This window comes from Peteryoungia rhizophila (assembly GCF_004912145.1).
Lineage (GTDB): Bacteria > Pseudomonadota > Alphaproteobacteria > Rhizobiales > Rhizobiaceae > Allorhizobium > Allorhizobium rhizophilum.
On the sequence record NZ_STGT01000002.1, the window covers coordinates 943141 to 968674 of the forward strand.

The 25534-nt window shown below is 61.5% G+C and carries 23 protein-coding genes and 3 pseudogenes; 7 read left to right on the forward strand and 19 right to left on the reverse strand.

What is annotated here, in order from left to right; genetic code table 11:
- Positions 1–41: 41 nt before the first annotated feature.
- The 8 genes from E9677_RS10445 to E9677_RS10480 all read right to left on the reverse strand — a co-directional run bounded on the left by E9677_RS10445 (position 42) and on the right by E9677_RS10480 (position 8735).
- On the reverse strand, positions 42–1742 hold the full coding sequence (locus tag E9677_RS10445; RefSeq protein WP_136558019.1) for an ABC transporter ATP-binding protein: 1701 nt from the start codon (positions 1740–1742) through the stop codon (positions 42–44).
- Positions 1739–2683: an acetamidase/formamidase family protein gene (locus E9677_RS10450; RefSeq protein WP_136558020.1), complete on the reverse strand. Its 945-nt coding sequence runs from the start codon at positions 2681–2683 to the stop codon at positions 1739–1741. The genes E9677_RS10445 and E9677_RS10450 overlap by 4 nt, the downstream gene beginning before the upstream one ends.
- 77 nt (positions 2684–2760) lie before the next feature.
- Positions 2761–4380, reverse strand: a complete 1620-nt coding sequence (locus E9677_RS10455; RefSeq protein WP_136558021.1) for an ABC transporter substrate-binding protein — start codon at positions 4378–4380, stop codon at positions 2761–2763.
- Positions 4381–4407: 27 nt separating this feature from the next.
- Positions 4408–5328, reverse strand: a complete 921-nt coding sequence (locus E9677_RS10460) for an ABC transporter permease (protein WP_136558022.1) — start codon at positions 5326–5328, stop codon at positions 4408–4410.
- A complete protein-coding gene (locus tag E9677_RS10465) occupies positions 5328–6176 on the reverse strand; it encodes an ABC transporter permease (RefSeq protein ID WP_136558023.1) in 849 nt (282 codons plus the stop codon). The genes E9677_RS10460 and E9677_RS10465 overlap by 1 nt, the downstream gene beginning before the upstream one ends.
- Entirely contained in the window at positions 6176–6760 is a 585-nt protein-coding gene (locus E9677_RS10470) for an ANTAR domain-containing response regulator (RefSeq protein WP_136558024.1), read from the reverse strand. Before E9677_RS10470 ends, E9677_RS10465 begins: the two co-directional genes overlap by 1 nt.
- A complete protein-coding gene (locus E9677_RS10475) occupies positions 6757–7893 on the reverse strand; it encodes a transporter substrate-binding protein (RefSeq protein WP_136558025.1) in 1137 nt (378 codons plus the stop codon). The genes E9677_RS10470 and E9677_RS10475 overlap by 4 nt, the downstream gene beginning before the upstream one ends.
- A 242-nt stretch (positions 7894–8135) precedes the next feature.
- Complete coding sequence (locus tag E9677_RS10480) at positions 8136–8735, reverse strand: TetR/AcrR family transcriptional regulator (protein ID WP_235882926.1); 600 nt, start codon at positions 8733–8735, stop codon at positions 8136–8138.
- 250 nt (positions 8736–8985) lie between these two features.
- On the opposite strand from E9677_RS10480, the gene E9677_RS10485 reads away from it, so the two are divergent.
- From E9677_RS10485 to E9677_RS10505, 5 genes are all read left to right on the forward strand, one after another.
- Positions 8986–10071 carry a putative urea ABC transporter substrate-binding protein gene (locus E9677_RS10485; protein WP_136558027.1) on the forward strand — a complete coding sequence of 362 codons (1086 nt, stop codon included), beginning with the start codon at positions 8986–8988 and terminating at the stop codon, positions 10069–10071.
- Positions 10072–10106: 35 nt separating this feature from the next.
- On the forward strand, positions 10107–10925 hold the full coding sequence (locus E9677_RS10490) for an ABC transporter permease (RefSeq protein WP_136558028.1): 819 nt from the start codon (positions 10107–10109) through the stop codon (positions 10923–10925).
- Position 10926: 1 nt separating this feature from the next.
- Entirely contained in the window at positions 10927–11715 is a 789-nt protein-coding gene (locus E9677_RS10495; RefSeq protein WP_136558029.1) for an ABC transporter ATP-binding protein, read from the forward strand.
- 15 nt (positions 11716–11730) lie between these two features.
- Complete coding sequence (locus tag E9677_RS10500) at positions 11731–13041, forward strand: NtaA/DmoA family FMN-dependent monooxygenase (protein WP_136558030.1); 1311 nt, start codon at positions 11731–11733, stop codon at positions 13039–13041.
- 75 nt (positions 13042–13116) lie between these two features.
- Complete coding sequence (locus E9677_RS10505; RefSeq protein WP_136558031.1) at positions 13117–13644, forward strand: flavin reductase; 528 nt, start codon at positions 13117–13119, stop codon at positions 13642–13644.
- A 41-nt stretch (positions 13645–13685) separates the two neighbouring features.
- Here the strand turns inward: E9677_RS10505 and E9677_RS25520 are convergent.
- Together E9677_RS25520 and E9677_RS25960 are read right to left on the reverse strand one after the other, a co-directional pair.
- A pseudogene (locus E9677_RS25520) lies at positions 13686–13964 on the reverse strand (hypothetical protein); the annotation flags it as partial.
- A gap of 84 nt (positions 13965–14048) precedes the next feature.
- A pseudogene (locus tag E9677_RS25960) lies at positions 14049–14191 on the reverse strand (sugar phosphate nucleotidyltransferase); the annotation flags it as partial.
- Between the two features lie 97 nt (positions 14192–14288).
- Between E9677_RS25960 and E9677_RS10520 the strand changes: the two are divergent.
- Positions 14289–14753: a hypothetical protein gene (locus tag E9677_RS10520; RefSeq protein WP_136558032.1), complete on the forward strand. Its 465-nt coding sequence runs from the start codon at positions 14289–14291 to the stop codon at positions 14751–14753.
- Positions 14754–14943: 190 nt separating this feature from the next.
- Here the strand turns inward: E9677_RS10520 and E9677_RS10525 are convergent.
- The 9 genes and pseudogenes from E9677_RS10525 to E9677_RS10565 form a co-directional block, all read right to left on the reverse strand.
- Positions 14944–15223 (reverse strand): annotated as a pseudogene (locus E9677_RS10525) (type IV secretory system conjugative DNA transfer family protein); the annotation flags it as partial.
- Positions 15224–15360: 137 nt separating this feature from the next.
- A complete protein-coding gene (locus E9677_RS10530; RefSeq protein ID WP_136558034.1) occupies positions 15361–15822 on the reverse strand; it encodes a BLUF domain-containing protein in 462 nt (153 codons plus the stop codon).
- 719 nt (positions 15823–16541) lie between these two features.
- Entirely contained in the window at positions 16542–18374 is a 1833-nt protein-coding gene (locus tag E9677_RS10535; protein ID WP_136558035.1) for an ABC transporter ATP-binding protein, read from the reverse strand.
- 47 nt (positions 18375–18421) lie between these two features.
- A complete protein-coding gene (locus E9677_RS10540; RefSeq protein WP_136558036.1) occupies positions 18422–19180 on the reverse strand; it encodes a DUF1028 domain-containing protein in 759 nt (252 codons plus the stop codon).
- Positions 19181–19183: 3 nt separating this feature from the next.
- Positions 19184–20968, reverse strand: a complete 1785-nt coding sequence (locus E9677_RS10545) for a gamma-glutamyltransferase family protein (RefSeq protein ID WP_136558037.1) — start codon at positions 20966–20968, stop codon at positions 19184–19186.
- 27 nt (positions 20969–20995) lie between these two features.
- Complete coding sequence (locus E9677_RS10550; RefSeq protein WP_136558038.1) at positions 20996–21871, reverse strand: ABC transporter permease; 876 nt, start codon at positions 21869–21871, stop codon at positions 20996–20998.
- Positions 21868–22815, reverse strand: coding sequence for an ABC transporter permease (locus E9677_RS10555; protein ID WP_136558039.1), 948 nt, complete (start codon positions 22813–22815; stop codon positions 21868–21870). The genes E9677_RS10550 and E9677_RS10555 overlap by 4 nt, the downstream gene beginning before the upstream one ends.
- A 70-nt stretch (positions 22816–22885) precedes the next feature.
- Entirely contained in the window at positions 22886–24394 is a 1509-nt protein-coding gene (locus E9677_RS10560; RefSeq protein WP_136558040.1) for an ABC transporter substrate-binding protein, read from the reverse strand.
- Between the two features lie 97 nt (positions 24395–24491).
- Positions 24492–25223 (reverse strand): FadR/GntR family transcriptional regulator, encoded by a 732-nt coding sequence (locus tag E9677_RS10565; protein WP_136558041.1) that lies wholly within the window; start codon positions 25221–25223, stop codon positions 24492–24494.
- Here E9677_RS10565 and E9677_RS10570 point away from each other — a divergent pair.
- Positions 25222–25509: a hypothetical protein gene (locus E9677_RS10570; protein WP_136558042.1), complete on the forward strand. Its 288-nt coding sequence runs from the start codon at positions 25222–25224 to the stop codon at positions 25507–25509. The genes E9677_RS10565 and E9677_RS10570 overlap by 2 nt on opposite strands.
- The last annotated feature ends 25 nt before the right edge of the window (positions 25510–25534 follow it).

Below are 25534 nucleotides of genomic sequence, written 5' to 3' on the forward strand. Positions count from 1 at the left end.
ACCCAACCCATCCCAGGTGAGCCCGGCCGGCAGCCTGATAGTCAGGCGCTCGCTGCCATCCGTCCGTTTTTTTCGAGGTAAAGTCTCGGATCCGGGATCGGAACTGCCGCCATCAGGGCGCGGGTATAATCGTTCCTCGGATTCTCGAAAACCTCGCGGCGCGTGCCGATCTCGACGATCTCTCCCTGGCGCATAACCGCCACATGGTGCGACATCTTCTCGATGACGGCCATGTCGTGCGAGATGAAGAGATAGGCGAGGCCCATCTGCTCCTGCAGTTCCAGCATCAGGTCAAGCACCCTGGCACGGACCGAGACGTCGAGGGCGGCGACGCTTTCGTCGGCGACGATCAGCTTCGGCTCGAGCGCCAGCGCGCGGGCGATGCAGATCCGCTGCCGCTGGCCACCGGAAAATTCGTGCGGATAGCGCTCGGCAGCATCGGGCGTGAGGCCCACCCGTTTCAGCAATTCCGCTACGCGGTCTCGGCGTTCCGAAGCGTTTCCGATGTCGTGGATGACCAGCGGTTCGGCGATTGCCGCGCCGATGCTCATGCGCGGATCGAGCGAGGCATAGGGGTCCTGGAAGATCATCTGCGCGGTGCGACGGACCGGACGCATAATCGCACTGGAGGATGGGAACAGCTCCTGGCCTGCGATCCGGACGCTTCCCTCGAAGGGGATGAGGCCGAGGACCGCCTTGCCGGTGGTGGATTTGCCGGAGCCGCTTTCGCCGACGAGGCCGAGCGTTTCACCGGCCTTGAGGTCGAAACTGAGGTTCTTCACGGTCGGTTCTGGCTGCGGCCCGCGGTGGAACCAGCCGGTCTTTCGGCCATAAGTCACATGAAGCCCGGCGACTTCCAGCACCGGGATCGGCGCAAGCGTCGGTGCCGGCGCGGTCGTCACGCGTGGTGGGGCATCGGTGCCGGCAAGAGCGCCGAGGCGGGGAACGGCTGCCAGCAATTGCCGTGTGTAGGGATCGGCGGGGCGTGCGAAAATGTCGATGGCCGTGCCTTGCTCGACGATTTCGCCGGACTTCATGATGGCGACGCGATCGGCCATTTCGGCGACCACGCCCATGTCATGGGTGATCATCAGGATCGAGGTCTGGAACTCGTGCCGCAGCTCCCGCATCAGGGTGAGGATCTGTGCCTGGACAGTCACGTCGAGCGCCGTGGTCGGCTCGTCCGCAATCAGGACCTTCGGCCGGCACGAGAGCGCCATGGCGATCATCACGCGCTGGCGCATGCCGCCGGACAGTTCGTGCGGATACTGAGTTAACCGGCGTGCCGGGTCGGTCATCTGCACGGCGTCGAGCATCTGGCGCGCGATGGCTTCCGGACTTTCCGTCAGGTCCTGACGGTGCTCCCGAATTGCTTCGCTCAGCTGGGCGCCGACTGTCATCACTGGATTGAGCGATGTCATCGGCTCTTGAAAGATCATCGCGATGTCGGCGCCGCGGATATGGCGCATCGCTCGCTCCGACTTCTGCGTCAGGTCGGAACCGCCGAGGCGGATTTCACCTGACGTGATCCGCAGCGACGCCTTGGGGAGAAGCCCCATGATGGCGAGCGAAGTCACCGACTTGCCCGATCCGGATTCGCCTGCGAGACACAGGGTCTCTCCGGCGGCGAGATCGAAGGACACCCGGTCGAGAATGCGCTTCAGGCCGGTCGGCGTGCGTGCGTCGACCGAGAGCTCTCTGACGGAGAGGACCGGATCCGGTCCCTGACTTTGCTCTGTCACGACAGAACGATCCTCGGGAAGTAGAAGGAGACGACCCAGTTGGGCATGTCGACGATTTCGCTGATCCTGAGGTCTCCGCAGACCGAGCAGAGCATGTAGGCGTCGACCGGGTTCATGCCGTGTTCGGCCGTGAGCAGATCGATCATCCGCATGACGGCTTCCTGCGCACCGGTCATCAGGTCGGGACCGATGCCGGTCGTAACCTCGTAGCCGGCGCCGTCGAGATGGCGGGTTACCGGTTCGGTCGTCGTGAATCGCGGCGACTTCAGGTTGGCGCCCTTGACCAGATCAAGGGTCAGCTCGACGTTCATCTGGCTTTCGATTGCGGTACCGCAGACTTCGCCATCACCCTGGGCGGCATGCGTGTCGCCGACCGAGAAAAGTGCGCCCTCGACTTCGATCGGAAGATAGAGCGTCACGCCCGAGGTCAGGTCGCGGATGTCCATGTTGCCGCCGACGCGGCGGGGAGGGACGACAGAATGAAGGCCTGCCTCTGCGGGTGCCACGCCGATCGTGCCGGTGAAGGGTTTGAGCGGCACTTTACCACCGGGGCCATAGGCGGCCGGGGCCATCGAGGCGGTGTCATAGGACCAGACATGCAGCGCCGGATCCTTGAACTGGTCAGCGAGAAGACCGAAGCCCGGGATGTTCGCGGTCCAGCCATGGCCTGACGGGTGGAATTTCCGGATCGTGACCTTCAGGGCATCACCGGGTTCGGCGCCTTCCACATATACGGGTCCCGATACCGGATTGATCTTGCCGAAATCGAGGTTGGCAAGCGTGTCGAGTGTCGCGTCGGCTCCGAGCTGTCCGCCGGAGGAATCCAGGCATTCGAACAAGATCGTTTCGCCCGGCTTGGCGACGAGGGCAGGGGAGAAGTCCTTGTTCCAGCCGAAATTATGCTGGGCCCGATGGATGGTGTGGTTGCAGGCGACGCACATGATGATGCCTCAAGTTTTCTCGTATGTTTCCGCAGGCGCTCCCCCCTCGTGAGGAGGGAGGAGCAAGGGCAGTTGCGTTACTGCTTCACGAAGATCGCGTCGTAATTGATGACGCGGGTCGGATCGATGTAGATGTTGTCGGGACCGCCCATGCGCATCGACTTGGCGACGACACGACGTTCGTTGATCACGGGCACCCACGGCGCATCCGCCATGATGTCGGTGAAGATCTTGCCCCAGGCCGCCTGGCGCTCGGCAACCTTGGCCGGATCGGACATCGAGTCGGCCTCGATCGCCCGCTTGTCGAGCGCTTCGTTGCAATACCAGGACCAGTTCCAGCCACCCTGAACCGCGCCGCCGCAGCCGAGGATCGGGCCGTAGAAGTTGGACGGATCCGGGAAGTCGGCGATCCAGGCCATGCCGCCAGACCAGATCATCGGGGCTTCGCCTTCGGTGCCGCCGGCCGCAATCACATTGCCCTGCGCCAGTGCACGGACTTCGGCCTTGACGCCGATGGCGGCCAGATCCTGCTGGATCGCCTGGGCGATGCGCGGCTGCGGATCGGTGTTGGTGGAGTAAAGCACCGTTTCGAAGCCATCGGGCAAGCCGGCTTCGGCGAGCAGGGCCTTGGCCTTTTCAACGTCGAAGGCATAGCCGGGATATGCCTTGTCGTAACCCGGCATCAGCGGCGGCAGGGGCTGGTTTGCCGGTGTCGCTCGACCGTTCAGAATGCGGGTGATGCGCTCCTTGTTGACGGCCATGTTGATCGCCTGGCGGACCTTGACGTCATCCAGCGGCTTGATCTTGGTGTTGAGCGTCAGATAGCCGGTATGCAGCTGTTCGCCATCGACGATCATCTGCGCGCCTTCAGGCGAGTTCTTGATCTCCAGGAACTTGGCCGGCGGAATGCCGTCGCCGGCGATGTCGACTTCGCCCTGCTGCAGACGCAGGAGCGCCACGAGCGGCTCCTGGCCGACTTCGACGGTGACCTTGTCGATGTAGGGCAGATCCTTGTTGAAGTAGTCGGGATTGCGGTCGAAGACGAGCCGTTGGCCGATCGTCCAGTCCTTCAGGATGAAGGTGCCGGATCCGACCGGCTTCTTGCCGAAGTCACCGGCTGCTGCTTCCACGGCTTCCTTCGGCACGACCGAGGCGAAGTTGATCGCCAGCACGTGCAGGAAGGTGGCGTCGGGGCGCGACAGCTTGAAGACGACGGTCATGTCGTCAGGTGTCTCGATGCCCGACAGGGTTTCCGACGTGCCGCCCGACACGGCATCGAAGCCGTTGATCGCGCCGAAGAAGCCGGCGCCGGGGCCTTGCGTCTTCGGATTGACGGCGCGTTCGATCGAATACTTGACGTCGGAGGCGACGACTGCGCGACCGTTGGAGAATTTGACGCCGGGCCGCAGCTTGAAGGTGTAGGTCAGGCCATCGGCCGAGACGTCGAAGCTTTCGGCGAGCGAGGGTACGAGATTGGCGGTGCCGGGCTCGTAGTCCATCAGGCGGGAATAGAGGCTCTTGATCATCGACCAGTTGACCCAGTCGTAGCCGATGGCCGGATCGAGAGTGGTGATGTCGTCCTTGTAGGTGACGACGATATCGCCGCCCTTGGTGGGCGTGTCCTGGGCGCTGGCCGCAAGCGGCATCAGCGCCATCAGGGCGGCGGCGGTTGAGTTGAGAAGCATACTTCTGAACATTGAACGTTCCCCTTTTGTCGTTAGGCTTCAGTGTGAACGGATACGCGGGTCGATGACCGGCGCAATCAGGTCGGCAATCAGATTGCCGGTGATGATGGCAAGTGCAGAGGTGAGCGTGACGCCCATGATGATGGGTATGTCGACCTGCTGGATGGCCTGCCAGGCGAGCTGGCCGATGCCGGGCCAGCCATAGACGGCCTCGACCACGACCACGCCGCCCATGAACTGGCCGATATCGATGCCGATCATGGCGATGATCGGCAGGATGGCATTGGGCAGGACATGGCGCAGGATGACGCGGGCTCCGGACAGTCCCTTGGCGCGCGCGGTGCGGATATAGTCCTGGTTCAGCACGTCGATCATGGCCGAGCGGACCATGCGGGCGTACCAGCCGGCTCCGAGCATGCCGAGAGTCGCAGCCGGCAGCACGACATGGGCTGCCGTGCCATAACCAGACATCGGGAACCAGCCGAGCGTTGCGGCGAAGACGTAGAGCAGGAGCAGAGCGACCACGAATTGCGGGGCGGAGACCCCGACAAAGGCGGACATCATGACCGTGCGATCGAGAAGGCCGCCGCGATTGAGGGCTGCGATCGAGCCGAGCACCACGCCGAGCAGCACTTCGAGAAAGATACCGGCGGCCATCAGGGTCAGCGTCGCCGGCAAGCGGGCGGCGATCAGCGTGATGACCTCGGTCTTTTGTGCGTAGGAGCGGCCGAGGTCGCCCTGGACCAGCCCGCCGACATATTGCGCGAACTGCACCGGCAGGGGCTGGTCGAGGCCGAGCTCCTTCCGGATATTTTCGACGGTCTGAGGGGTAGCGCTTCGTCCGGCGAGCATGCGTGCCGGATCCGCCGGCAGGGCGTAGAGCAGGACGAAGGTGATCGCCGCCACGCCGAACAGGATAAAGATGGACTGAACCAGTCGTTTTCCGAGCAGTTCCAGCATCAGCCTCGCCCCCGCTGAGTCGGGTCGAGGATGTCGCGCAGGGCGTCCCCCACCAGGTTGAAGGCAAGCGCGGTCAGCAAGATCACGGCACCCGGGAAGAAGACCAGCCAGGGGGCTGCCTGGAAATAGCTCTGGCTCTCGAAGATGATGTTGCCCCAGGACGGGTTCGGCGGTTGGACGCCGATGCCGAGGAAGGAGAGCGTAGCTTCGAGGAGCACTGTGGTGGCGATCCCGAGCGTGCCCCAGACGATGGCGGTAGGGACGAGGTGGGGCAGAATGTGCAGGAAGAGGATGCGGGCGTGACCGGCGCCGAGCGAGCGCTCTGCGAGAATGAAGTCGCGCTCCACCAGTCCGCGCGTCTCGGTATAGACGATGCGGGCAACCTGCACCCAGTTGACCAGTGCAATCACCATGGCGACGATCCAGAGGCTGGGTTTCAGAAGCGCCGCAAGCACGATGGCGAGCAGCAGCGCCGGGAAAGCCATCATCAAGTCGGTGAACCGCATCATCAGGTTGCCGGCCCAGCCGCGCATGTAGCCGGCAGTGATCCCGACAAACAGTCCGATGGTGACCGCCACGCCATTGGCAACCAGGCCGATGATGAGGGAGGTGCGTGCGCCGAAAAGCATGCGGGAGAGGAGATCGCGCCCGAGCGTGTCCGTGCCGAGCGGGAAGGGGCCGCCGGGCGGCATGGGCGCGCCCTCCAGAGTGAGGCCATCGAACATCTGCTCGTCGGGATCGAAGGGCGCAAACAGCGGTGCGCCAAGGGCGGCGATCAGAACGAGGCCGATCACGATGAGGCCGAAGAGTGCCGCAGGCTGGCGCCCGATTTCCTTGAAGATCCGCATCAGCCGGCCTCGCACAGTGTTTCGAGCCCACCGACGAGGAGCGCTGCCAGTTGTTCGATGGGAATGCGCCGCCGCATGGCGCATGTCCGGAGCAAGACATAGGCCTGTTCGTCGTCGATCTGTCGCTCGATCTTCAGGCGATTGACTGCCGCAAAGACAATGGGGCGCAGTTTCAGCCGCTCTTCGAGCTTTGCGATGCGCGCCTCGTCTTCAAGACGCTGCTCATGGGCCGTGACGGCGAGAACGAGGGCCGGGTAGATGGTCGAGACCGACACGGGTTTCGGAATGAAGGACGCCGCACCGCAATCGATCGCCCATGCAATGCGCCCTGGCGCTTCCGAGCCCAGAAGGGCTGCGACGGGGCGAGCAGGTTTGCGCCGTGCCCATGGCAGGAGTTCATCCCAGCCGCGGTCCGCGTCGACGATGACGAGGTCCGGCAGATCATCGCCCGACAGGGGCAGCCACTGAAGGGAGGCGGATACGCCAAGCAGTGTCAGATGACGGCGCAGCTTCTCGGTGTTGGAATCGTCCTCTGCGAGGATCACAACGCGCCAGCCGGTGAAATTGGGTGTCCTGGCGGTCATGATACGACCTTCAGACGTGGTTCTCGCCGTGCACTGCCGCCCGTCAGGTAAGGGTCGGCCGCCAAAGGCGGTCGGGCGGCGATCACGTCGAAACCGCGCTCGGAGTTGATGCGGCCGAGCAGGAAGGGCAGGGCGGCGTGGTTGGTCACGGGATCGACGGCCATGTCACCGAAGAGGCCGGGCCAGGTTCGGCCGTGCACCTGCCGGCGCACGGTGGCGGGGTCGCTGTCGGCCGATGCCTCGATGGCTGCGATACACATGGTGACGGCCGTGTAAGCGCTGGCGAAGATGCAGGAGACGCGTCGCGTCTCGGGCTTGAAGGCGCGCAGCCGCGCCTTGAACGCGTGGTTTTCTGTGCTGTCGAGCGTGTCGAAATACGAGGCGGCGCAAAGCTGGCCGATCGCCGCACCTGCGGCGATTTCATCGAGTTCGCTTTCTTGCAGGTCACAGCTGGCAACGGGGCAATTCTCCGGCAGAAATGCCGGATCGCGTTTGCCGAGTTCGTGCATGGCTTCGAGGAAAGCGTAGCTCGACGGGCCGATGAGATTGTTGAGGATGAAGCTCGGGCGCTTTTCCGCGATGTCGGCGATGATGCGTTCCACCGCAGTTTCCTCGAGCGGCAGGTAGCGTTCGCCCAGCACCGTGCCCCCGGCATTGGCGACGAGTTCACGCGCCAGCCGGTTCATCTCCCAGCCCCAGACATAGTTTGCGCCGACGAGATAGGGTCGTGCACCGAAGCGCGGGACGAGATGTTCGAAGAGGGGGATCAGGTGCTGGTTCGGACAGCCGCCAATATAAATGACGTTCTCGTTGGCCTCGAAGCCCTCATAGGGGCACATGTACCACAAGAGACCGTCGTGCTTTTCGACAAGTGGCAGCACTTCCTTGCGGGCGGCAGAGGTGATCGTGCCGATGATATGGCGGCAGCCACTGTCACGGATCAGACTGCGCGCACCTTCCAGATAGGCGGCGAGATCGGCATGGGGATCGAAAAAGACCGGCTGGACGCGTGTGCCGCCTGCGTTCCTGTATTCGTGGAAGGCGAATTCCACGCCGTCGAAGGCATCGCGGCCCATGGCGCCATAAGGCCCGGTCGTCGAGTAGAGGATGCCGATTTTGACTGGGTCCAGCATGTGAATTCCAAACGCAAAAAACCCACAACGCGGGTCCCGGCGATCGGGGCGTTGTGGGGCAATGTTGCCCGTTGACGGATGTCGTCGATGTGAAAGATATGACCGTTCTGCTCAGAACGTGTGCATGATTAAAATATGCTCAATCGCGGTTTGTCAAGCGGTGGTGTAGAGCGAGACCAGAATGTGCGTAGGTCTTCACGCCCGGCGAAACGCTTTGCATTTTCAGAGGCTGGCGTCCGACATCATCCAATGAGTTGCGCTTCGAGAAATGCGCGCAAGTCTTGGATATCCTGTGCAATTCGGATTTCGCCACGGCTTTCCGCCGCGTGGAATATGCCATCGAGATGAAGGCCGACGAAGCGCGCCAGCATGTCGCTATCCAACGGCCGATAGCGCCCCTGCGTCATGCCTGCTGCCAGCGTCGACAAGATCAGATCGCGTTCGAAACGATAGAAGCCCTGCACGAGAGCGTCGAGTTCCGGATCCTTGACCGGTTGGGCCGCCTGATCCGACATCAGTTTGACCATGCGTGACATCATCGTCGGCGCCATGGCGGTGTGGGTCGCAAACCAGGCGCCGATGTCGCCGAGGATATCATCTTCGTGAGCCGCGCGGCGGCTCTCGAAGTCGTCCGTGATCAGGCCGAGCGCACGCGACAGCACGGCGCGGATCAGGTGATCCTTGCTGCTGAAGTAATGATAGAGCAGGGCGACATTGACATCGCAGGCCAGCGCGATGTCGCGCATGGTGACGACGCTGAAATGGGATGTGCCGACCAGACCGAGCGTCGCATCGAGAATGAGTTCCACCCGCCGACTGGGGTCCAGTCTTTGTCGCGCCACCTTTGCCAATTCGTCTCCCTTTCTTGTTCTGCCCAGCCGTATCAAGCCGCTTCAACGCCCTCGATCGGCAATTTTTCTGGCGCTCAATTGTGCATTGCAGCGCGTTGCATCGCTTAAAAAATAGCAATTCGCAGAAAGACTTCCGCATGCTGCCCATAATTTGATCTTCGTCATTTTTGCACTTGCGAAGCTATTAAACGCTTGCTTAGTTGAGGGCAATCCTCAGTGCGACAAGGTCGGGAGATAGCCCATGAAATTCTCATTTCGAGCCTTAACCCAGTCCCTCATCATCACCCTTGGTGCTTCTCTGGCCCTGGCCGGAAGCGCAATCGCGGCGCCCAAGACCTCGTTCAAGGTCGGCTACACCATCTATGTCGGCTTCATGCCGATGGGCTACCTCAAGGACAGCGGCATTCTCAAGAAGTGGGCCGATAAATACGGCATCGAGATCGAGATGATGGCGGTCAATGACTATGTCGGCTCCATCAACCAGTTCATCGCTGGCGACCTCGACGCTGTCGGCGTAGCCGGCATGGATGCTCTCACCATGCCCGCGGCTGGCGGGGTCGATACGTCTATCTTCCTGATTACCGACTACTCGAACGGCAATGACGTGCTGATGTCGAAATCCGCGTCTTCGATCGCCGAGTTGAAGGACAAGGAAGTCTATCTCGTCGAATACAGCGTCTCACATTATCTGCTCAATCGCGCACTTGTGCTGAACGGCATGAGTGGTGTTGGCGAGGTCAAGACGGTCAACATTTCCGACGCCGATATTGCCGCCGCCTATCTCGCCAATCCGGACATTCAGAACGCAGCCGCCTGGAAGCCGATGACCGCGGACATGATTTCCGGCTCACCCGATACCAAGGTCCTGTTCGACAGCGCCCAGATCCCGGGCGAAATCATGGACGTCTTCATCGGCAATACCGAGGTGCTGAAGGAAAACCCCGCCTTCGGCAAGGCGCTGACAGGCGCCTGGTATGAAGCCCTGGCCGCCATCAAGGCAGGTGGCGAGACGGCCAAGCCGGTGAACGAGTATATGGCCAGTGCGCTCGGGACGGATCAGGCCGGTCTGAAGACCCAGATCGACACGACCTTCTTCTTCTACACGCCAGCGGAAGCGGTGACATTCCTGACCGATGCCAAGACCGGCACGATCATGGATGACATTCGCAAGTTCTCCTTCGATCGCGGGTTGTTCGGACAAGGCGCGACCAATGTCGACGCCATCGGCATCGAGCTTGCTGACGGAACCGTGCTCGGCGATCCGGCCAATATCAAACTCCGGGTCGACGCCTCCTACGCCAAACTCGGCGCAGACGGCGGGCTCTGAAGGAAACAGGTGGGGCAGGGCAGGGGAACAGGTTCATGAAACGGATCATCAACTACCCTCCCTCCCGCGGTCAGAGCCTGTTTCTTGGGCTGCTGCCCTTCCTGCTGATCCTTCTCGCCTATGTGCTCGCCTCCGAAGCGCGCCTGTCCGGCAATCCGACGGACAAGCTGATGCCAGCGCTCTCGTCCTTTTCCGCTGCCATGCAGCGGCTGATGTTCGAGCCGGATCGCGCCAGTGGTTCGCTTCTTTTCTGGTATGACACCTATCTCAGCCTCTGGCGTCTCTTCGTGGGGCTCGGCATTTCCGCCGTGATGGGGCTCGTGCTCGGCGCTCCGATCGGCTTCATTCCGCAGTTGCGGGCCGTCTTTAATCCGGTGCTGGCCGCGATCTCTCTGGTGCCGCCGCTGGCCGTTCTGCCGATCCTTTTCATCCTGTTCGGCCTCGGCGAAGTCTCGAAGATCGTTCTGATCGTCTTCGGCGTCGCCCCCTTCCTGATGCGTGACGTGGTGCTCAGGGTGGAGGCCATCCCGCGCGAGCAGATCATCAAGGCCCAGACGCTGGGCGGTTCCACCTGGCATATGCTGGTGCATGTCGTCTTGCCGCAGGTGCTGCCGGGACTGATCAATGCCGTTCGTCTCTCGCTCGGGGCAACCTGGCTCTTCGTTATCGCCGCGGAAGCGATCACCGCCGAAGGCGGGCTCGGCTACCGCATCTTCCTCGTTCGTCGCTACCTCGCGATGGATATCATTCTGCCTTATGTCATCTGGATCACGCTGCTCGCCTTCCTCGTCGATCTGGCGCTCCGCAAGCTGTCGGCCTGGCTCTTCCCCTGGTCGGTCTTGAAGGAGGGCTGAGATGGTCGAGATCGTCATCGACAAGGTCTGGAAGGAATATGGCGACGCGATCGTGCTCGAAAATGTCAGCCTGACCCTCAAGGATCACGAGTTCCTGTCGATCGTCGGCCCGAGCGGTGTCGGCAAGACAACGCTGCTGCGGCTGCTGCTGAGCCAGGAAGTGCCGACCCGCGGCCAGATCCTGCTCGACGGCCAGCCGATCGCGGGCGAACCGACCGATGACCGCGGCGTCGTCTTCCAGCGCTATTCAGTCTTTCCGCACAAGACCGTGCTCGGCAATGTCATGCTCGGTCCGCAATGGCGTGGCTCCGCCTTTCTCGGCACACTGTTCGGTGTCCGGCGCAAGGTGCTGCGCGACCGGGCCATGGCGCTGCTCGAGCGGGTGGGCCTCAAGGATGCGATCGACAAATATCCGCAGCAATTGTCGGGCGGCATGCAGCAGCGGCTGGCGATTGCCCAGGCGCTGATCATGCAGCCCAAGGTGCTGTTGCTCGACGAGCCCTTTGGCGCGCTCGATCCCGTCACCCGCAAGAGCATGCATGTTCTGATCCGAGAATTGTGGACCGAGCGGCAGATGACCATCGTCATGGTGACCCATGACATGGGCGAGGCCTTTGAACTCGGCACCCGCGTCATCGCGATCGACAAGCACCGCAAGGATCCCCAAGCGCCAGAGCGCTATGGCGCCGGGATCATTTCCGATTTCGAGGCAAAACCGCGCATCGTGCGCGATTCTGCCCGCTTCGAATTCAGCCGTTCCAAGATCATTCCGCTGCAGACCGCCCGTTGAAAGAGGAGACGCTAGATGCCCAAGAAGATGCACCTGGCCTGGTTCATGAACTTCACGCCGGATGAGTGGCGCGAACCCTTCGGCCAGGGCGGCAATCCCTGGGACGGGCGGTTCTACATGGAGATGGCCCAGACGCTGGAACGCGCCTGCTTCGATTACATCATGATCGAGGACAAGCTGATGGTGCCGCAGACCTATGGCGGCTCGCGCGATTTCGCGCTGAAGAACGCGATGATGGTGCCGAAGCACGATCCGGCACCGCTCGCCACCGCCATGGGCATGGCGACGTCGCGACTGGGCATCGTCGCCACCATGTCGACCATGGCCTATCCACCTTTCCTGCTCGCGCGCCTCTGCTCGACCATCGACAGCCTGACGCGTGGTCGTTTTGGCTGGAACATCGTCACCAGCGCCGAGGATCTCGCCGCCAAGAACTTCAACATGGACAAGCTGCCGTTGCGCGAGACGCGCTACGAGATGGCAGAGGAATATATGGAAGTCGTCAACAAGCTCTTCGACAGCTGGGACAAGGACGCCGTCGTCCTCGACCGGGAGAAGGGCATCTATGTCGATCCGTCCAAGGTCCGCACGATCGACCACGTCGGCAAGCATTACCAGGTGCGCGGGCCTCTGAATACGGTGCCGTCGCCGCAGCATCGCCCGATCTACGTCCAGGCCGGCGCTTCGCCGCGTGGCCGTGACTTCGCCGCCCGCTTTGCCGATTCGATCATTTCTGTTGCCTCTGGTCCGGCCCAGATGAAGGCCTTCCGCGATGATATCAGGGCCCGTGCGGCAGAGGCGGGCCGCGATCCTGACGAGATCAAGGTGCTCTTCTGCATCACGCCGACGCTCGGCGAAACGGAATTCGAGGCGCAGGAAAAATACAAGCGGCAGATGTCGTCCGAATACTTCATCACCGACACGCTGGCCTCGATCTCTGCGATCACCGAAATCGATTTCTCGCAATTCGATCTCGACAAGCCGCTTCCGGAAAAGCTGGTCACCAACGGCGAGTCCGGCTCGCTCGACAAGTTCCAGCAGTGGGGCAGCGGCATGACCCTGCGTGAACTGGTGGTGTCCGGCGGCGGCGGCCTCGTCTCCTCCGTCGAGCTGATCGGCACGCCTGACCAGGTGGCCGAGCGCATGGGCGAGGTGATGGAGGAGGTCGGCGGCGACGGCTTCCTGGTGACGACGCCGGTGCTGCGCGTCAGCCGCCGCTATCTGGCGGAAGTCGCAGACGGCCTGGTTCCGGCGTTGCAGAAGCGTGGGCTCGCCCGCACGAGCTACGCCCACGAACTGCTGCGCGACAACCTCAGGGAATTCTGAGATCTCCAGGGTTCGGGTTCGCAAACGCCCGACCTTGTTGCCCATCGTTTGATCCGAGCTAACAGGAGAAAAGCCATGACAGCGATCCCGGCCGAGCCCCAATCGTCAGGTGCCGTTTTTTCACCGGTGACCCGCGAAACCTATCGCGATGGAATGGCGTCGCTGGCAGCTGCCGTCAACCTGATTGCCACGGATGGGCCGGGCGGGCTTGCCGGCTTCACTGCGACCGCCGTGACCAGCGTGACCGATGATCCGCCGACGCTGCTCGTCTGCCTGAACCGAACGAGTTCGGCGACCCCTGCGGTCCTCGCCAACAAGGTTCTCTGTGTCAATGCGCTGGCGCCCGGCCACGAAACGGTCTCGTCCCTGTTCGGCGGAAAGACCCCCATGGCAGAGCGTTTCGCGTCGGCCGAGTGGACGAAGGGCAAGACCGGCGCCCCGGTGCTCCACGATGCACTGGTTTCCTTCGACTGCATCATTTCCGAAATGGTGGAAGTCGGGACCCATTTCATCCTGATGTGCCGGGTCGTCGATGTGCGCGCCAACGACTGTGAGGCGGCCCTCGTCTATTTCCGCCGTGCCTATCAGGCCGTCAGCGTCTGATGATTCTGGCGGGGAGGTGAGCTGGCGGAAATGAAGGGAAATTAGTCGTTTGGCGTGTGTGGCTCGGTTTGCCTGAACAGTATCGGGCGTTTTGTTACGTGGATTTCTGCCTCGATTGTGTCGCCAACATCATTGGTGCCAGCGCGTTGAGGTTGGCGTCGGGTATTGTAGAAAGTCAGATATCGGCCGATGCCGACGCGGGCCTCTGATACGGTCTTGAAGGCGTGGAGATAGACCTCCTCGTATTTGATCGACAGCCAGAGCCGTTCGACGAAAACATGGTCCCGCCAAACGCCCTTGCCATCCATAGAGATGGCAATTCTCTGCTTTCTTCAGCACCGCCGCTCCCAGCGGCTCCTGTACTGCGCGCCAACGGTTGCAGGATGATGCCTCGACCTTGACGCCGAGACACGGGCCAGGGGCCTCTGCAGCAGAGTCTCGTCGCCGGGGACAGGGTGAATTACTTGGCGGCGGCCGTGCGCGACAGGGGCCAGAGCCGGGTTCCCTTGCCGCCGGCCTTGATCACCGGCAGGATCTTGATGCTCACGTTTGCATGCTTGGGTTGTGCGATTGAAATGTGAGGCTGGCTTTGGTTTTCAAGACGGCGCTGTCGATTGTGATGTTTTGAGAGCCTGTAGGGTTTCGTGAGCGACCATATTCCACGTTCTAAGTGTTCTCTTGCTATTCTGGATCTGGTTTCTCAGATCCATCTGCAAGTCATGGTCCGTCATCAGATGGTGGATTGTCGAGGCAAGATTGGATGCATCGTCGGGACTTGCGTGCTCGATGAGGAACCTGTTGTCGGCAAGGAAATTGCGATCGACTTTGCGGAAGCGCTTCGTTCCCCCGTCATGCAAAGGCATGAAGTCGTGCACCAATGGCACGAAGGCGACGATGGATTTTCGACCAAAAAGTGCTCTCACCATGTCCATGATCAGCTTCGGCCGGCCCGCAGAGAGGAAGATGCTGTTATCGATCGCGACGGGCTTCAGATGCGCCGCGTGTTTCAGCCAATTGTCTCCGTTTTTCCTCGCCGTGCCCTGGTTCAAAAATCTGAAGATGAGCGGAAGGATGGGGTTCCTCCCGAAATAAACCTGACCCATTTCTGACCGACGTCCTTCGGCAGATCGAATGCGACGCTTCCACCTTTGACAGCTTGCCAATTGATTTCGTAAAATTGCTGGGTGCCGAATGAAAACACGACGAACCGGATGTCGTGCCTGAACGCAGGCCATAGGTGCGTGCCGCTGATGGTTGTCCTACAGGATCAGCCAGAGCTGCGAACTCGTCGATCAGTTAGAGTGGTTGCTTTCCGGGGGGCTGATCCCGCGCCATCTCGGTCAGGCTCTGAGTGACAAGCCGTCTGAGCCGCCACGAATGGTCGATAGGCGCTCCGGCGGCAGGACGAGGAAGTGGTGGGTCACCGTGCTTCGGATCGGCGAGGTGGAAGTCCAATCGCTTCAATGTCTCCACCATGCGCGGACTGTCGAGGAAAAAAATGCGTTTGGTGTTTTGCGGCCGAGAGAACGCCTGCCGCTTCCCGGTTCGCCTTGCCGAGATGACAATTTGGCGGGCTTGCCCGACCGCTGTGGCCTTGAACTCGTCAGATCGGAACCGCCGCAACTGTCGCGGCGAGACGTCAAGACGATCGGGCACCGCCTCGATCATTCGCATCAATCCAAGGCTAGCCGCAGGCCCAGACATAGATCCTCACATTCAGAGAAGTCGTATGTCCGAAATCCTCTGCTCGCCATCAGGCGCGCCAGATGGGGTCTCCTTGCCGTTTGCGCTGCTGCGAAGCCGTAGGAAGAAGTCCGTGACCTCAGCTGGAGTCGTTCGCTCGAGGGCGCCGTCTGCAATCTCGCTTTGGGTCCAGATCCATGTTGCTGCCGGATCGTGCAGCATGGCCCATTCTCCGAACGCCCGCTCTGCTACATGTTCTGCAACATGCACCTTCACATCGAGGTGGCGGTCATCGCGCTCAATGCGCTCAAGGGCCTTCAGGACCTGCAGCTCAGGCCCTTCGAGCCACTGCAGGTAGATGTCTGCGCGGCAGATTAGAGCGCCTGTGATGCCGTCCCGAACATTCGCGCGCCGGGCCTCCATGAGGATTCCGCTTAGAATCGTGCTGTCATAGCCGAAAGGTTGTGACGTGTAGATGGCCCGAAACACATCCATGCGGTCTTGTCTCCTGTCTTGGGACGTCCTGATTGACGCTGCCTCGTAACGCGCCACCCGAGGAATGTTGTGAGGCTGCGTCTGCCAGATACGACCTCGAACCGAGAATTTTCATCATACGACCAAGCGTCGAGAAAGTAGCGAGCCTGAATGTAGCATGCCACTGGGCGAGCTTGCTACAGAGTATTGGAATCCGGCGAGTGTCTCCGTCGCGGCGAATCTGTTGACGGACTCTTTGCGAGACCAGAGAGTGAACCAGGTTTGCCTGCGCCAGAACTCTATACTGGATCGCAGGTTCGGGTCCCTTCAGGTTCGGGCACCTATCGAGCGGCAATGTTCCATGCTGAATTATCAGTCGCCTTCAAGGTTGGACGCCAGCGGTGATTGAACAGCACCGGCTTTGCAGGACACGCCAACTCAGGAGAAGCAGGGTCTTTGACAAGTAAGACGACGAACACGTTCTCTCTTGAAGTCCGTGCCCGCGCCGTTTGAAAGGCGGCTGAACACGGAGCAGAACAACCGCCTCGATGAACGGCAGTTTATTCGACTGCTGCCAAGATCGGCTGTTCAGCGGATATGCCGAATGAGTGCCGCCATCGTGATGACGAAGATCCGCACTGAGCGTGACTGGACACTATCTATTGGGCCGTTCCCAGATCAACATGCGAGGCAGGTCTGCTTCCGGTGAACGAGCGTGGGCCAGCAAGCGCTTTTGCCGTTCAGCGCAGCTGGACGAAATGCCCCTGGCTGACTTCGCGGTATTCGCGACGGGGCGGTGTGTAGCCGGTTGGCCGCACCGGGCTTTTCAATTCGTCGATGGCCGCGCTGCGCCTCAAGCCTCGGCGCTCAGGATCGGGAACCGGCACTGCTGCCAACAGCTTTTTTGTGTAGTCGTGTTGCGGGTTGTCGAAGATCGCGGCGCGCGGACCGATCTCGACGATTTCGCCGAGATACATGACAGCAACCCGGTGGCTGATCCGCTCGACCACAGCCATGTCATGGCTGATGAACAGGAAGGCGAGATTGAACTCTTCCTGCAGGTCCATCAGGAGATTGCAGACCTGTGCCTTGATGGAGACGTCAAGGGCCGAGACGCTCTCGTCGGCGACGATTACCTTGGGATTGAGCGACAGCGCGCGGGCAATCGCGATGCGCTGGCGCTGGCCGCCGGAAAATTCATGCGGATAACGATCCATCATCTCCGGGGCGAGGCCAACCTTGCTGAGGAGATCCGCAACTTTGGCCTGGGCCTCCTGTCGGGTGCCGAGACCATGCTTGAGGTAAGGTTCTGCGATCGTGGCTCCCACCGTCATGCGTGGGTTGAGGCTCGAGAACGGGTCCTGGAAGATCATCTGCACGCTGCGGCGCATCGCGCGCAGGCTTGGCTGGTCGAGCCTCAGGACGTTGTAGCCGTCGAGATGGACCTCGCCACTCTCAGGCTCGACGAGACGCGTTATCGAACGCCCGGTGGTCGACTTGCCGCAACCGCTTTCGCCGACGATCGAAAGCGTCTCGCCCTGGAAAAGGTCGAACGAGACATCCTCAACCGCATGCACGGCGCCTGTCTGCCGGCCGAAGAGACCGCTGCGGATGGGGAAGCGTGTCACCAGATTCTTGACCGCAAGCACCGGCGTCTTGCGTGTGTCGACAGTGTTCGCCACTTCGCTCGGTTCGCTTGCCAGACCAGTGCCGATATCGACGATCGGGAAACGCAGCGGCCAGGCATGGCCGTGCATCGAGCCGAGTTTCGGCACGGCCGCGAGCAATGCCCGCGTATAGGGATGCTGGCCGCGGTGGAAGACGTCGGCCGTCGCTCCCTGTTCGACCACGTCGCCGCGCAGCATGACGATGGTGCGTTCGGCGATCTCGGCGACAACGCCCATGTCATGGGTGATGAAGAGAACGGACATGCCGTCTTCCTCCTGCAGCTCCTTGAGCAAGTCGAGGATCTGGCCCTGAATCGTTACGTCGAGCGCTGTTGTCGGTTCGTCGGCGATCAACAGGTTGGGGCGCGAGGCAAGCGCCATGGCGATCATGACGCGTTGTCGCATGCCACCGGAAAACTGGTGCGGATAATCATCAAACCGGCTTGCCGCATTCGGAATGCGTACCTTGTCCAACATGCGGATCGTCTCGGTACGGGCCTCTGCTTTTGTCAGGCCTTTGTGCCAGGTCAGCACTTCCGAGATCTGGCGTCCGATCGTGAAGATCGGATTGAGGCTGGTCATCGGCTCCTGGAAGATCATCGCAGCCTCATTGCCGCGCACCCTCTGCATATCCTTTTCCGTCAGCGCAAGAATGTCCTGCCCGTTCAGCCACACGCGACCTTCGACGCGGCTCTGTTCCCGGGCCAGCAGCCGCATGATCGACAATGAGGTCACGCTCTTGCCAGAGCCGGATTCGCCGACGATGGCGACAGTCTCACCGGGGTTTACGTCGAAGGAGATATTGCGCACGACCGTCCGCCAACGACCATCGACGAGAAAGGACGTTGTCAGCCCCTCGACGGAAAGAACTGCGGGTGTCTCTGTCTTGGCGGCAGCTGGCGTCATGGCTTTCAGGTTCCGATCCTTGCAGTGCGGTTCTGATATCGTCTTGCTCAAGTGAGCTTCAGCGGCGTGGCATAGGAAGGCGAAGCGCGACCTGCTGCGATGCGGGCCGCTTCAAGGGCAGCAATCTTCTCGTCGATCAGTCGCCGGTCTGTCAGGCCATGTGGATTGGTGCGGGTCGGCATTGTCTCCGCAACGTGCAGGTAACGCTCCTGGGCCACCGCATATAGCCTCCGTAATTCCGCCAGCGGATCGGGATGGTCGTCTGCGCGAATGTCGAGCCATGCAAAATCCTGATCTCTGTAGATCTTCAGTGCCGCCGATTGCCGCCCACGCTTGTCGCCTCCCGCGGCCTCGCCAGCATCCATGGCAGCCAGAAGCCGCTCGGCGAGTGGTGCGCCTGCAGTTTCCTTGTAGACGCGCACGGTCTCGGCAATGACCCGGGGGCCGGCGAGCATGTTGCCGGCAACCGAGACATTGTCGTCCACAAGGTGGCCGGCCCAGTCGATGCATTTCTCACCCGTGAATGCTGCATTGCGGCCTTCACCGTCGATCAGATGCATCTGCCTTTGTTGGCATCCGTCATCGCGATCCGTCAGGGTTGCGAGGATCCAGTCCGGCGACAGGCCCTCGGCCAGTAACGTCAGGCCATCGCTACCATAGAGCGGGCTGATGAAGGCCTGGGTGGCAATTGCGCCGATCCCGCCGCGCATGAAGGGGACGATGGCACCGACCGCGAAAAAGCGGCTGGCAACGGCGATGCCGAGATGGCCGGTGTCAGGATCACGCGCAACGATGGACCAGGTCATGGATTATCTCCCGATCGCGTAGGCTTGCATGAGCCTTGGCGTCGCCGCTGCCCGCAGCAGTCCATCAGCATCACGACGTGCCGCAGTGAGCCGGCCGACAGTCCAGGGATCAGCCTCGGTGATGTCGTGGCCCATGGCCTTCAGCGCCTTGATCGTCTCTGCGCCGATGGAGCTTTCGATCATCACATTGCCCGGCTGGCTGGTGCGCGGATAGAAGGAGCCGGGGAAATGCGCCGTGTGGAACAGCGGCATGTCGATCGCGGCCTGCAGGTTCTGCTTGTGATGCACATAGCGCAGGAAGAAGGACAGCTGCCACTGGTCCTGCTGGTCGCCGCCAGGCGTTCCAAACGCCAGGGTAGGACGACCTTCGTAGAGCGCGATCGATGGTGTCAGCGTGGTGCGGGGCCGCTTACCGGGCGCGAGCGAGGTTGGAAGACCGGGCTTCAGCCAGAACATCTGGGCGCGCGAATTGAGGCAGAAACCGAGACCGGGGATGATCGGCGAGGATTGCAGCCAGCCGCCCGACGGCGTGACCGAGACCATATTGCCCTCGCGGTCGATAACGTCGATGTGGACTGTGTCGCCGCGCTTTTCCGTCAGATGCGACATGGTCGGCTCATAGACGGCGCCCGTGCCGGACATGGATGCCAGCATCTCCATCGTCAGGTCATGCTGGCTTTCGAAACCAGGCAATCGGCCCGGACGCAAGTCCATGGAGGCGGTGGTGCCGATCAGCTTGCGGCGCTCGTCATTGTAGGCATCCGACAACAGGTGTTGCATCGGTATGCTGGCAAAGGCCGGGTCGCCGTAATAGACCTCGCGGTCGGCATAGGCGAGTTTCATCGTTTCGACGACCGTGTGGACGAAATCTGGACCCAGCGGGTCCATGGCGCCGACATCAAAACCCTTCAGCAGCGCCAGCGATTGCAGCAGCACAGGCCCCTGGCCCCATGGCCCCGTCTTGGCGATTGTCCAGCCGTGATAGTCAAAGGTTTGCGGCGCTTCCACCGTTGCCGACCAGCCGGCCATATCGGCTGCGGTGAGCACGCCCTTGTGGCGACTGCCGCTGGCATCCATCACTTCGGCGGTCTTCAGATAGTCCTCGATCGCCTCGGCGACGAAGCCGCGGTAGAAGGCGTCGCGGGCCGCGTCGATCTGGTTCTCGCGACCAGTGGCGCTTTCGGCTTCGGTGACGATACGGCTATAGGTGGCGGCGAGAACCGGATTGCGAAACAGCGCATGCGGCTCGGGCGCCACGCCCCCCGGCAGCCAGGTCTCGTAGGATGTCGGCCATTCCTTCTCGAAGAAATCGGCTAGTCCCTTGATGGTGGCCGAGACGCGCGGCAGCATCGGGTGGCCGTGTTCGGCATAGTGGATTGCCGGCTCCAGCACGTCGCGCACGCTCATCGTGCCGTAATTACGCAGCATCAGCATCCAGCCGTCGAAGGCTCCGGGAATGACGGTGGCGAGTAAGCCGTCGCCGGGGATCAACGTCAGCCCTTCGGCTGTATAATGCTCGATCGTCGCCCCGGCCGGAGCCGGTCCCTGCGCACAGATCACCTCCACCTTGCCGGTCTTTGCCGAATAGATCAGCGCCGGCATGTCGCCGCCCGGACCCACCAGATGCGGCTCCAGAATCTGCAGCACAAACCCGGTCGCAACCGCCGCATCGAAAGCATTGCCGCCCTTTTCCAGGATGCTCATGCCGACGGCAGAGGCGATCCAATGGGTGGAGGTGACGACACCAAATGTGCCGAGGATCTCCGGGCGGGTGGTAAACTCAGTCATCCAGTATTCCTTCACGATGTCGTCTTTTTAGGATTCCCGGGGGTCGAGCGCATCGCGCAGGCCATCACCGAGCAGGTTGAAACCGATCACGACCAGGAAGATCGCCGCACCTGGCCACATGGCCATCCAGGGTGCCTGATCGAGGAAGTTCTTCGCGACATTGAGCATCGAGCCCCAGCTTGGAGCGGGAGGCTGTTGGCCAAGCCCCAGGAAGGAGAGGCTCGCTTCCGCAATGATGGCGGTTGCCACCGTCAGTGTCGCCTGGACGATGATCGGCGCGGTGATGTTGGGCAGGATGTAGCGGAGCATGATGTCGAGATGGCCAAGGCCGATCGAGCGGGCACCTTCGACATAATCCTCCATCTTGACCGCCAGTACCTGGCCACGGGTCAGCCGGACGAAGACCGGCATGGCCGACAGGCCGATGGCAATCATCGCATTGCTGAGACTTGGTCCGAGAAAGGCGGCGAGTGCGATCGCCATGATCAGGAAGGGCAGGGCGAGGAACGCCTCGGTGATGCGCGAGATGACCTGATCGACCCAGCCGCCGAAATAGCCGGCAATCAGGCCGAAGGGAACGCCGATGACGACCGCGATCACGACCGAAAATATGCCCGCCATCAGCGAGGCCTGCGCCCCCCAGATCATCCGGGACAGGATATCGCGGCCGATATCGTCGGTGCCCATCCAGTGCGCAGCGGATGGTGCCTTGCGGATGGCAGTCCAGCTGGTGGCCAGCGGATCGGCAATCGGTAAAAGGGGGGCCGAGAGTGCCAGGAGCGCAAAGAAGAGGATGATGCAGAGGCCAACCAGGGCGCTGCGATTGGCTTTCAGCTTGCGCCAGGCCCGATTGCCGCTTTTGGGCGGCGTCACCACGGCCGCTGTCTGTTGAAGCGTCGTCATAGGCTGGCCCTCATGCGCGGATTGAGGAGGACATAGAGCACGTCGGCCACCAGGTTCATCAGGATGAAGCCGATGGCGGTGCACAGAACCACGCCCTGCACGACGGCATAGTCGCGGTTGAACACGGCATCGACGATCAGCTTGCCGAAGCCCGGAATGGTGAAGATCTGCTCGGTCAGTACGGCGCCGGCCAGCAGTTCGCCGAACAGAAGAGCGCTCAAGGTGACGATCGGCAGCAAGGCATTGCGGAAGGTATGGCTGAGGATGACGACCCGTTCCGACAGTCCCTTGGCGCGCGCCGTGCGGATGTAATCGGCCTTCATGACGCTCAGCATGGCCGAACGGGTGTGGCGCATCAAGGTGGCGGCGAGTGCTGTGCCTAGCACGAAGGCCGGCATGATCATGGTTTCGATCGAGCGGACGGGATCGACGAAGATCGATTCGTAGCCGGAGGCCGGCAACCAGCCGAGTTTTACCGAGACCAGCAGGATCAGCATGATGCCAAGCCAAAAATTCGGGATCGATAGGCCGGATAGTGCGACGATATTGGCGATATAGTCGATGACCGTGTTCTTCTTGACTGCCGCCAGGATGCCCATCGGCACGCCGATGACAAAGGCGAAAATCATCGACATGATTGCTAGCTGGATGGTGACCGGCAACTTTTCCCCGATCAGTTCGAGCACCGGCTGGTTGGTGCGCAGCGACATGCCGAAATCACCCTGCAGCACATTGGCGATCCAGTAGCCATATTGGTAGATGACGGGATCGTTCAGGCGGTATTTCTCGCGCAGGAACTCGATGACCTGCGGATCGCGCTCTTCGCCGGCCATGGCGAGGATCGGGTCGCCCGGCAGCAGCTTCTGCAGCGAGAAGACGAAGATCGACACGATCAACAGCGTCGGGATGGCGACCAGCAGCCGTTTTCCGATGTAGATATGCATGAACATCCGGTCCTGATTTTAGGAAGTCCCTGCGGAGCGGCTGGCGCCCCGCAGGTGTGATCGGGAAGGATCAGCCCTTCTTGACGCCGAGCAGGCGGATCATGCCGTCCGGCGACGGAACGAAGCCGGTCACATCTTTCTTGGTCGCCCAGATCCACGACTGGTGGCCGAGGTAGATCACCGGCAGGTCGTCGTTGAGGATCTTGCCGGCCGCATCGTATTTCTGCTTGCGCACGGCATCGTCCGCCGAGGCGCGGGCTTCGTTCAGAAGGGTATCGACTTCCGGATTGCAGTATTTGGTGTCGTTGATACCGCCCTCGCAGGTGACGAACTGGTGCAGGTTGCCATCGGGATCGACGCGGCCGGACCAGTCCGAGCGGCTGAGCTGATAATTGCCGGCGGTCTGTTCGCTGAGCAGAGTGGCAAACTCGGTGGTCTTCAGGCTGACATCGAAGCCGGCCTCGGCCACCATTGCCTGGACGATCTGCATCATCTGGGCGGCAACCGGATTGTTGGGGACCTGCATTTCGATCGGGACGCGCTCGAAACCGGCTTCCTTGATCAGGGCTTTGGCCTTTTCGAGGTCACGGGCCGGAACTGGTACGTCCTTGTTGAACCATGGGCTGTTCGGCGGGAAGGGCTGGTTGCCGCCAACCGCCGTGCCTTCATAGACGACCTGGTTCAGCGCTTCGCGGTCGATGGCCAGCGAAAAGGCCTGGCGCAGACGCTTGTCCTTGGCCAAGGGATTGTCGGCGCGCGCGCCATTGGCAATGTTCACATAGAGCGCCATGTAGCCAATATTGACGACGTCGGCATAGGTGAGGCTGTCGTCGGCCTTGACGGATGCCGCATCGGTCGCGGCCAGCCGCTCGATCATGTCGAGTTCGCCGGAGCGGAGGTTGGCCAGCCGCACCGTGGTGTCGGGGATCGGCAGGTAGGTCACCTTGTCGATGAAGACCTTGTCCTTGTCCCAGTAGTCGGCGAACTTTTCGAGCACGATACGATCCTGCTGGATGCGCTCGACGAACTTGAACGGTCCAGCGCAGACTGGCGCGGAGCCGAAATTGGCACCGAGTTCGGTGGCAGCCTTCGGTGAGACGATCATTCCGGCACGGTCCGAGAGCTGCGCGAGCAGCGTGACATCGGGCGCCTTGAGCGTGAATTTGACCTCGTAGTCGCCGGTGGCTTCTACCTTCGAGACCGAGCTCAGCTCGCTCTTGCGACGCGATTCCGGCAAGGTCATGTTGCGCTCGATGGTGGCAACGACGGCGGCAGCATTGAGTGGTGTGTCATCATGAAACTTGACGCCTTCGCGCAGCTTCATGGTCAGTTCCTTGCCATCGGCGGACCAAGCCCATTCGGTCGCAAGTTGCGGCACGATCTTCAGGTCTGGTGAAACGTCGACAAGCTTGTCGCACATGGCCGTGTAGACGATGCGGCCGACAAAGGTCCGCGATTGGGCAGGGTCGAGCACGTCGGCGTCGTCCTGCAGGCCGATGCGCAGTTCGGCAGACTGGGCGGGGCCCGCAAGCATGGCGCTCGCCAGGAGTATGGTGGATAAACGCGACATTATCTTCATGGTCGAAAATCCTCTGGTCTGGTTTTCTGTTTTCATGGATGTCGCCGGTTATGGCTCCGGCGTTCAGGTCTGGCCGGCGATTGCCGGAATGCGTCTGTCAGGACACCTCGCCCAGCGGGTCGCCCTCCAGATGGTCCATGGATGTCTGGCGGATCAGCCGCTCCTGCAGCATCAGAAGGTGCTGACGCATGGCTTCGCCGGCCTTGGCCGGATCGCGCGATGCTATCGCATCGATGATCGCGGCATGCTGCGCATTTGACAGGCTCATGGTGTTGGTATTGCTGCGGGCGCGCTCGCGGATCGATTGCCAGGCGTCGTCCTGACGCACCCGGTTGATCACGTCGAAGATGGACAGGAAAAGCTGGTTGCCGGCGGCCTGCGCGATCTGGCGGTGTAGTGCGCCGTCCCAGAGTTCCTTGGCATCCGCATCCTCGCTGCCGAGGATCTTCTGGGCGAGTTCGCGCATGCGGTCGATGTCGCTGCCCTTGGCGCGAAGGGCAGCCAGTTGTGCGAGCTGCGGCTCGATGCGCAGGCGCACTTCCATGATCTCCATGAAATTGGTTCCGGCGACGATGGTCTCGAGCCGGTCGCTCCATTCGTCAGGCTTTTGACCGGCAAACGTGCCCGAGCCCTGCTTGCGCCAGATCGCGCCCTCGGCCTCCAGGACTTCGAGCGCGCGGCGGATCGCCCTGCGGCTCAGGCCGAGCTTTTCGCAGAGTGTCCGTTCGGTCGGCAGTTTCCCATCCGTGCCGATGTCGCCGTGGCGAAGAAGCTCCCGCAGCTTTTCCAGGGCATAGTTGGAGTTTTCTTGGGGCGAGATCTCTGACATGAAAGGTTCGGACCAATTTGCGATTGGTTCAGTGAATGTCGAAACTCTTCACGCGTCAAGACGTTTTTTGTGCAGATATGAAATTGCTCAATATTGCGGCAGGGTGGTGCGGAAAAGATTGGGGATCCCAGATCCGGAGTGGATCTCAAGAGAAGCCGGCCGAAGCTCAGCCATTCCCGCTGGTGAGCAGCATGTTGTGAGCGTCGCGGGAGGTATCCTGCAGCGCCTTTTGATTATTGAGCCCTTCAACGGCATAGCTGTTGAGAAACTGGCGTCCGGCCATTAGTCAGCAAAGGACCGAGCTTACGTCT

Coding starts and splice junctions, on each gene's coding strand:
- E9677_RS10450 (WP_136558020.1), bottom strand. CDS start 2,683: ATGTGCGTCGCCTGCAACCACACCATCCATCGGGCCCAGCATAATTTC.
- E9677_RS10455 (WP_136558021.1), bottom strand. CDS start 4,380: ATGTTCAGAAGTATGCTTCTCAACTCAACCGCCGCCGCCCTGATGGCG.
- E9677_RS10460 (WP_136558022.1), bottom strand. CDS start 5,328: ATGCTGGAACTGCTCGGAAAACGACTGGTTCAGTCCATCTTTATCCTG.
- E9677_RS10465 (WP_136558023.1), bottom strand. CDS start 6,176: ATGCGGATCTTCAAGGAAATCGGGCGCCAGCCTGCGGCACTCTTCGGC.
- E9677_RS10470 (WP_136558024.1), bottom strand. CDS start 6,760: ATGACCGCCAGGACACCCAATTTCACCGGCTGGCGCGTTGTGATCCTC.
- E9677_RS10475 (WP_136558025.1), bottom strand. CDS start 7,893: ATGCTGGACCCAGTCAAAATCGGCATCCTCTACTCGACGACCGGGCCT.
- E9677_RS10485 (WP_136558027.1), top strand. CDS start 8,986: ATGAAATTCTCATTTCGAGCCTTAACCCAGTCCCTCATCATCACCCTT.
- E9677_RS10490 (WP_136558028.1), top strand. CDS start 10,107: ATGAAACGGATCATCAACTACCCTCCCTCCCGCGGTCAGAGCCTGTTT.
- E9677_RS10495 (WP_136558029.1), top strand. CDS start 10,927: ATGGTCGAGATCGTCATCGACAAGGTCTGGAAGGAATATGGCGACGCG.
- E9677_RS10500 (WP_136558030.1), top strand. CDS start 11,731: ATGCCCAAGAAGATGCACCTGGCCTGGTTCATGAACTTCACGCCGGAT.
- E9677_RS10505 (WP_136558031.1), top strand. CDS start 13,117: ATGACAGCGATCCCGGCCGAGCCCCAATCGTCAGGTGCCGTTTTTTCA.
- E9677_RS10530 (WP_136558034.1), bottom strand. CDS start 15,822: ATGGATGTGTTTCGGGCCATCTACACGTCACAACCTTTCGGCTATGAC.
- E9677_RS10535 (WP_136558035.1), bottom strand. CDS start 18,374: ATGACGCCAGCTGCCGCCAAGACAGAGACACCCGCAGTTCTTTCCGTC.
- E9677_RS10540 (WP_136558036.1), bottom strand. CDS start 19,180: ATGACCTGGTCCATCGTTGCGCGTGATCCTGACACCGGCCATCTCGGC.
- E9677_RS10545 (WP_136558037.1), bottom strand. CDS start 20,968: ATGACTGAGTTTACCACCCGCCCGGAGATCCTCGGCACATTTGGTGTC.
- E9677_RS10550 (WP_136558038.1), bottom strand. CDS start 21,871: ATGACGACGCTTCAACAGACAGCGGCCGTGGTGACGCCGCCCAAAAGC.
- E9677_RS10555 (WP_136558039.1), bottom strand. CDS start 22,815: ATGCATATCTACATCGGAAAACGGCTGCTGGTCGCCATCCCGACGCTG.
- E9677_RS10560 (WP_136558040.1), bottom strand. CDS start 24,394: ATGAAGATAATGTCGCGTTTATCCACCATACTCCTGGCGAGCGCCATG.
- E9677_RS10570 (WP_136558042.1), top strand. CDS start 25,222: ATGAAAGGTTCGGACCAATTTGCGATTGGTTCAGTGAATGTCGAAACT.
- E9677_RS10565 (WP_136558041.1), bottom strand. CDS start 25,223: ATGTCAGAGATCTCGCCCCAAGAAAACTCCAACTATGCCCTGGAAAAG.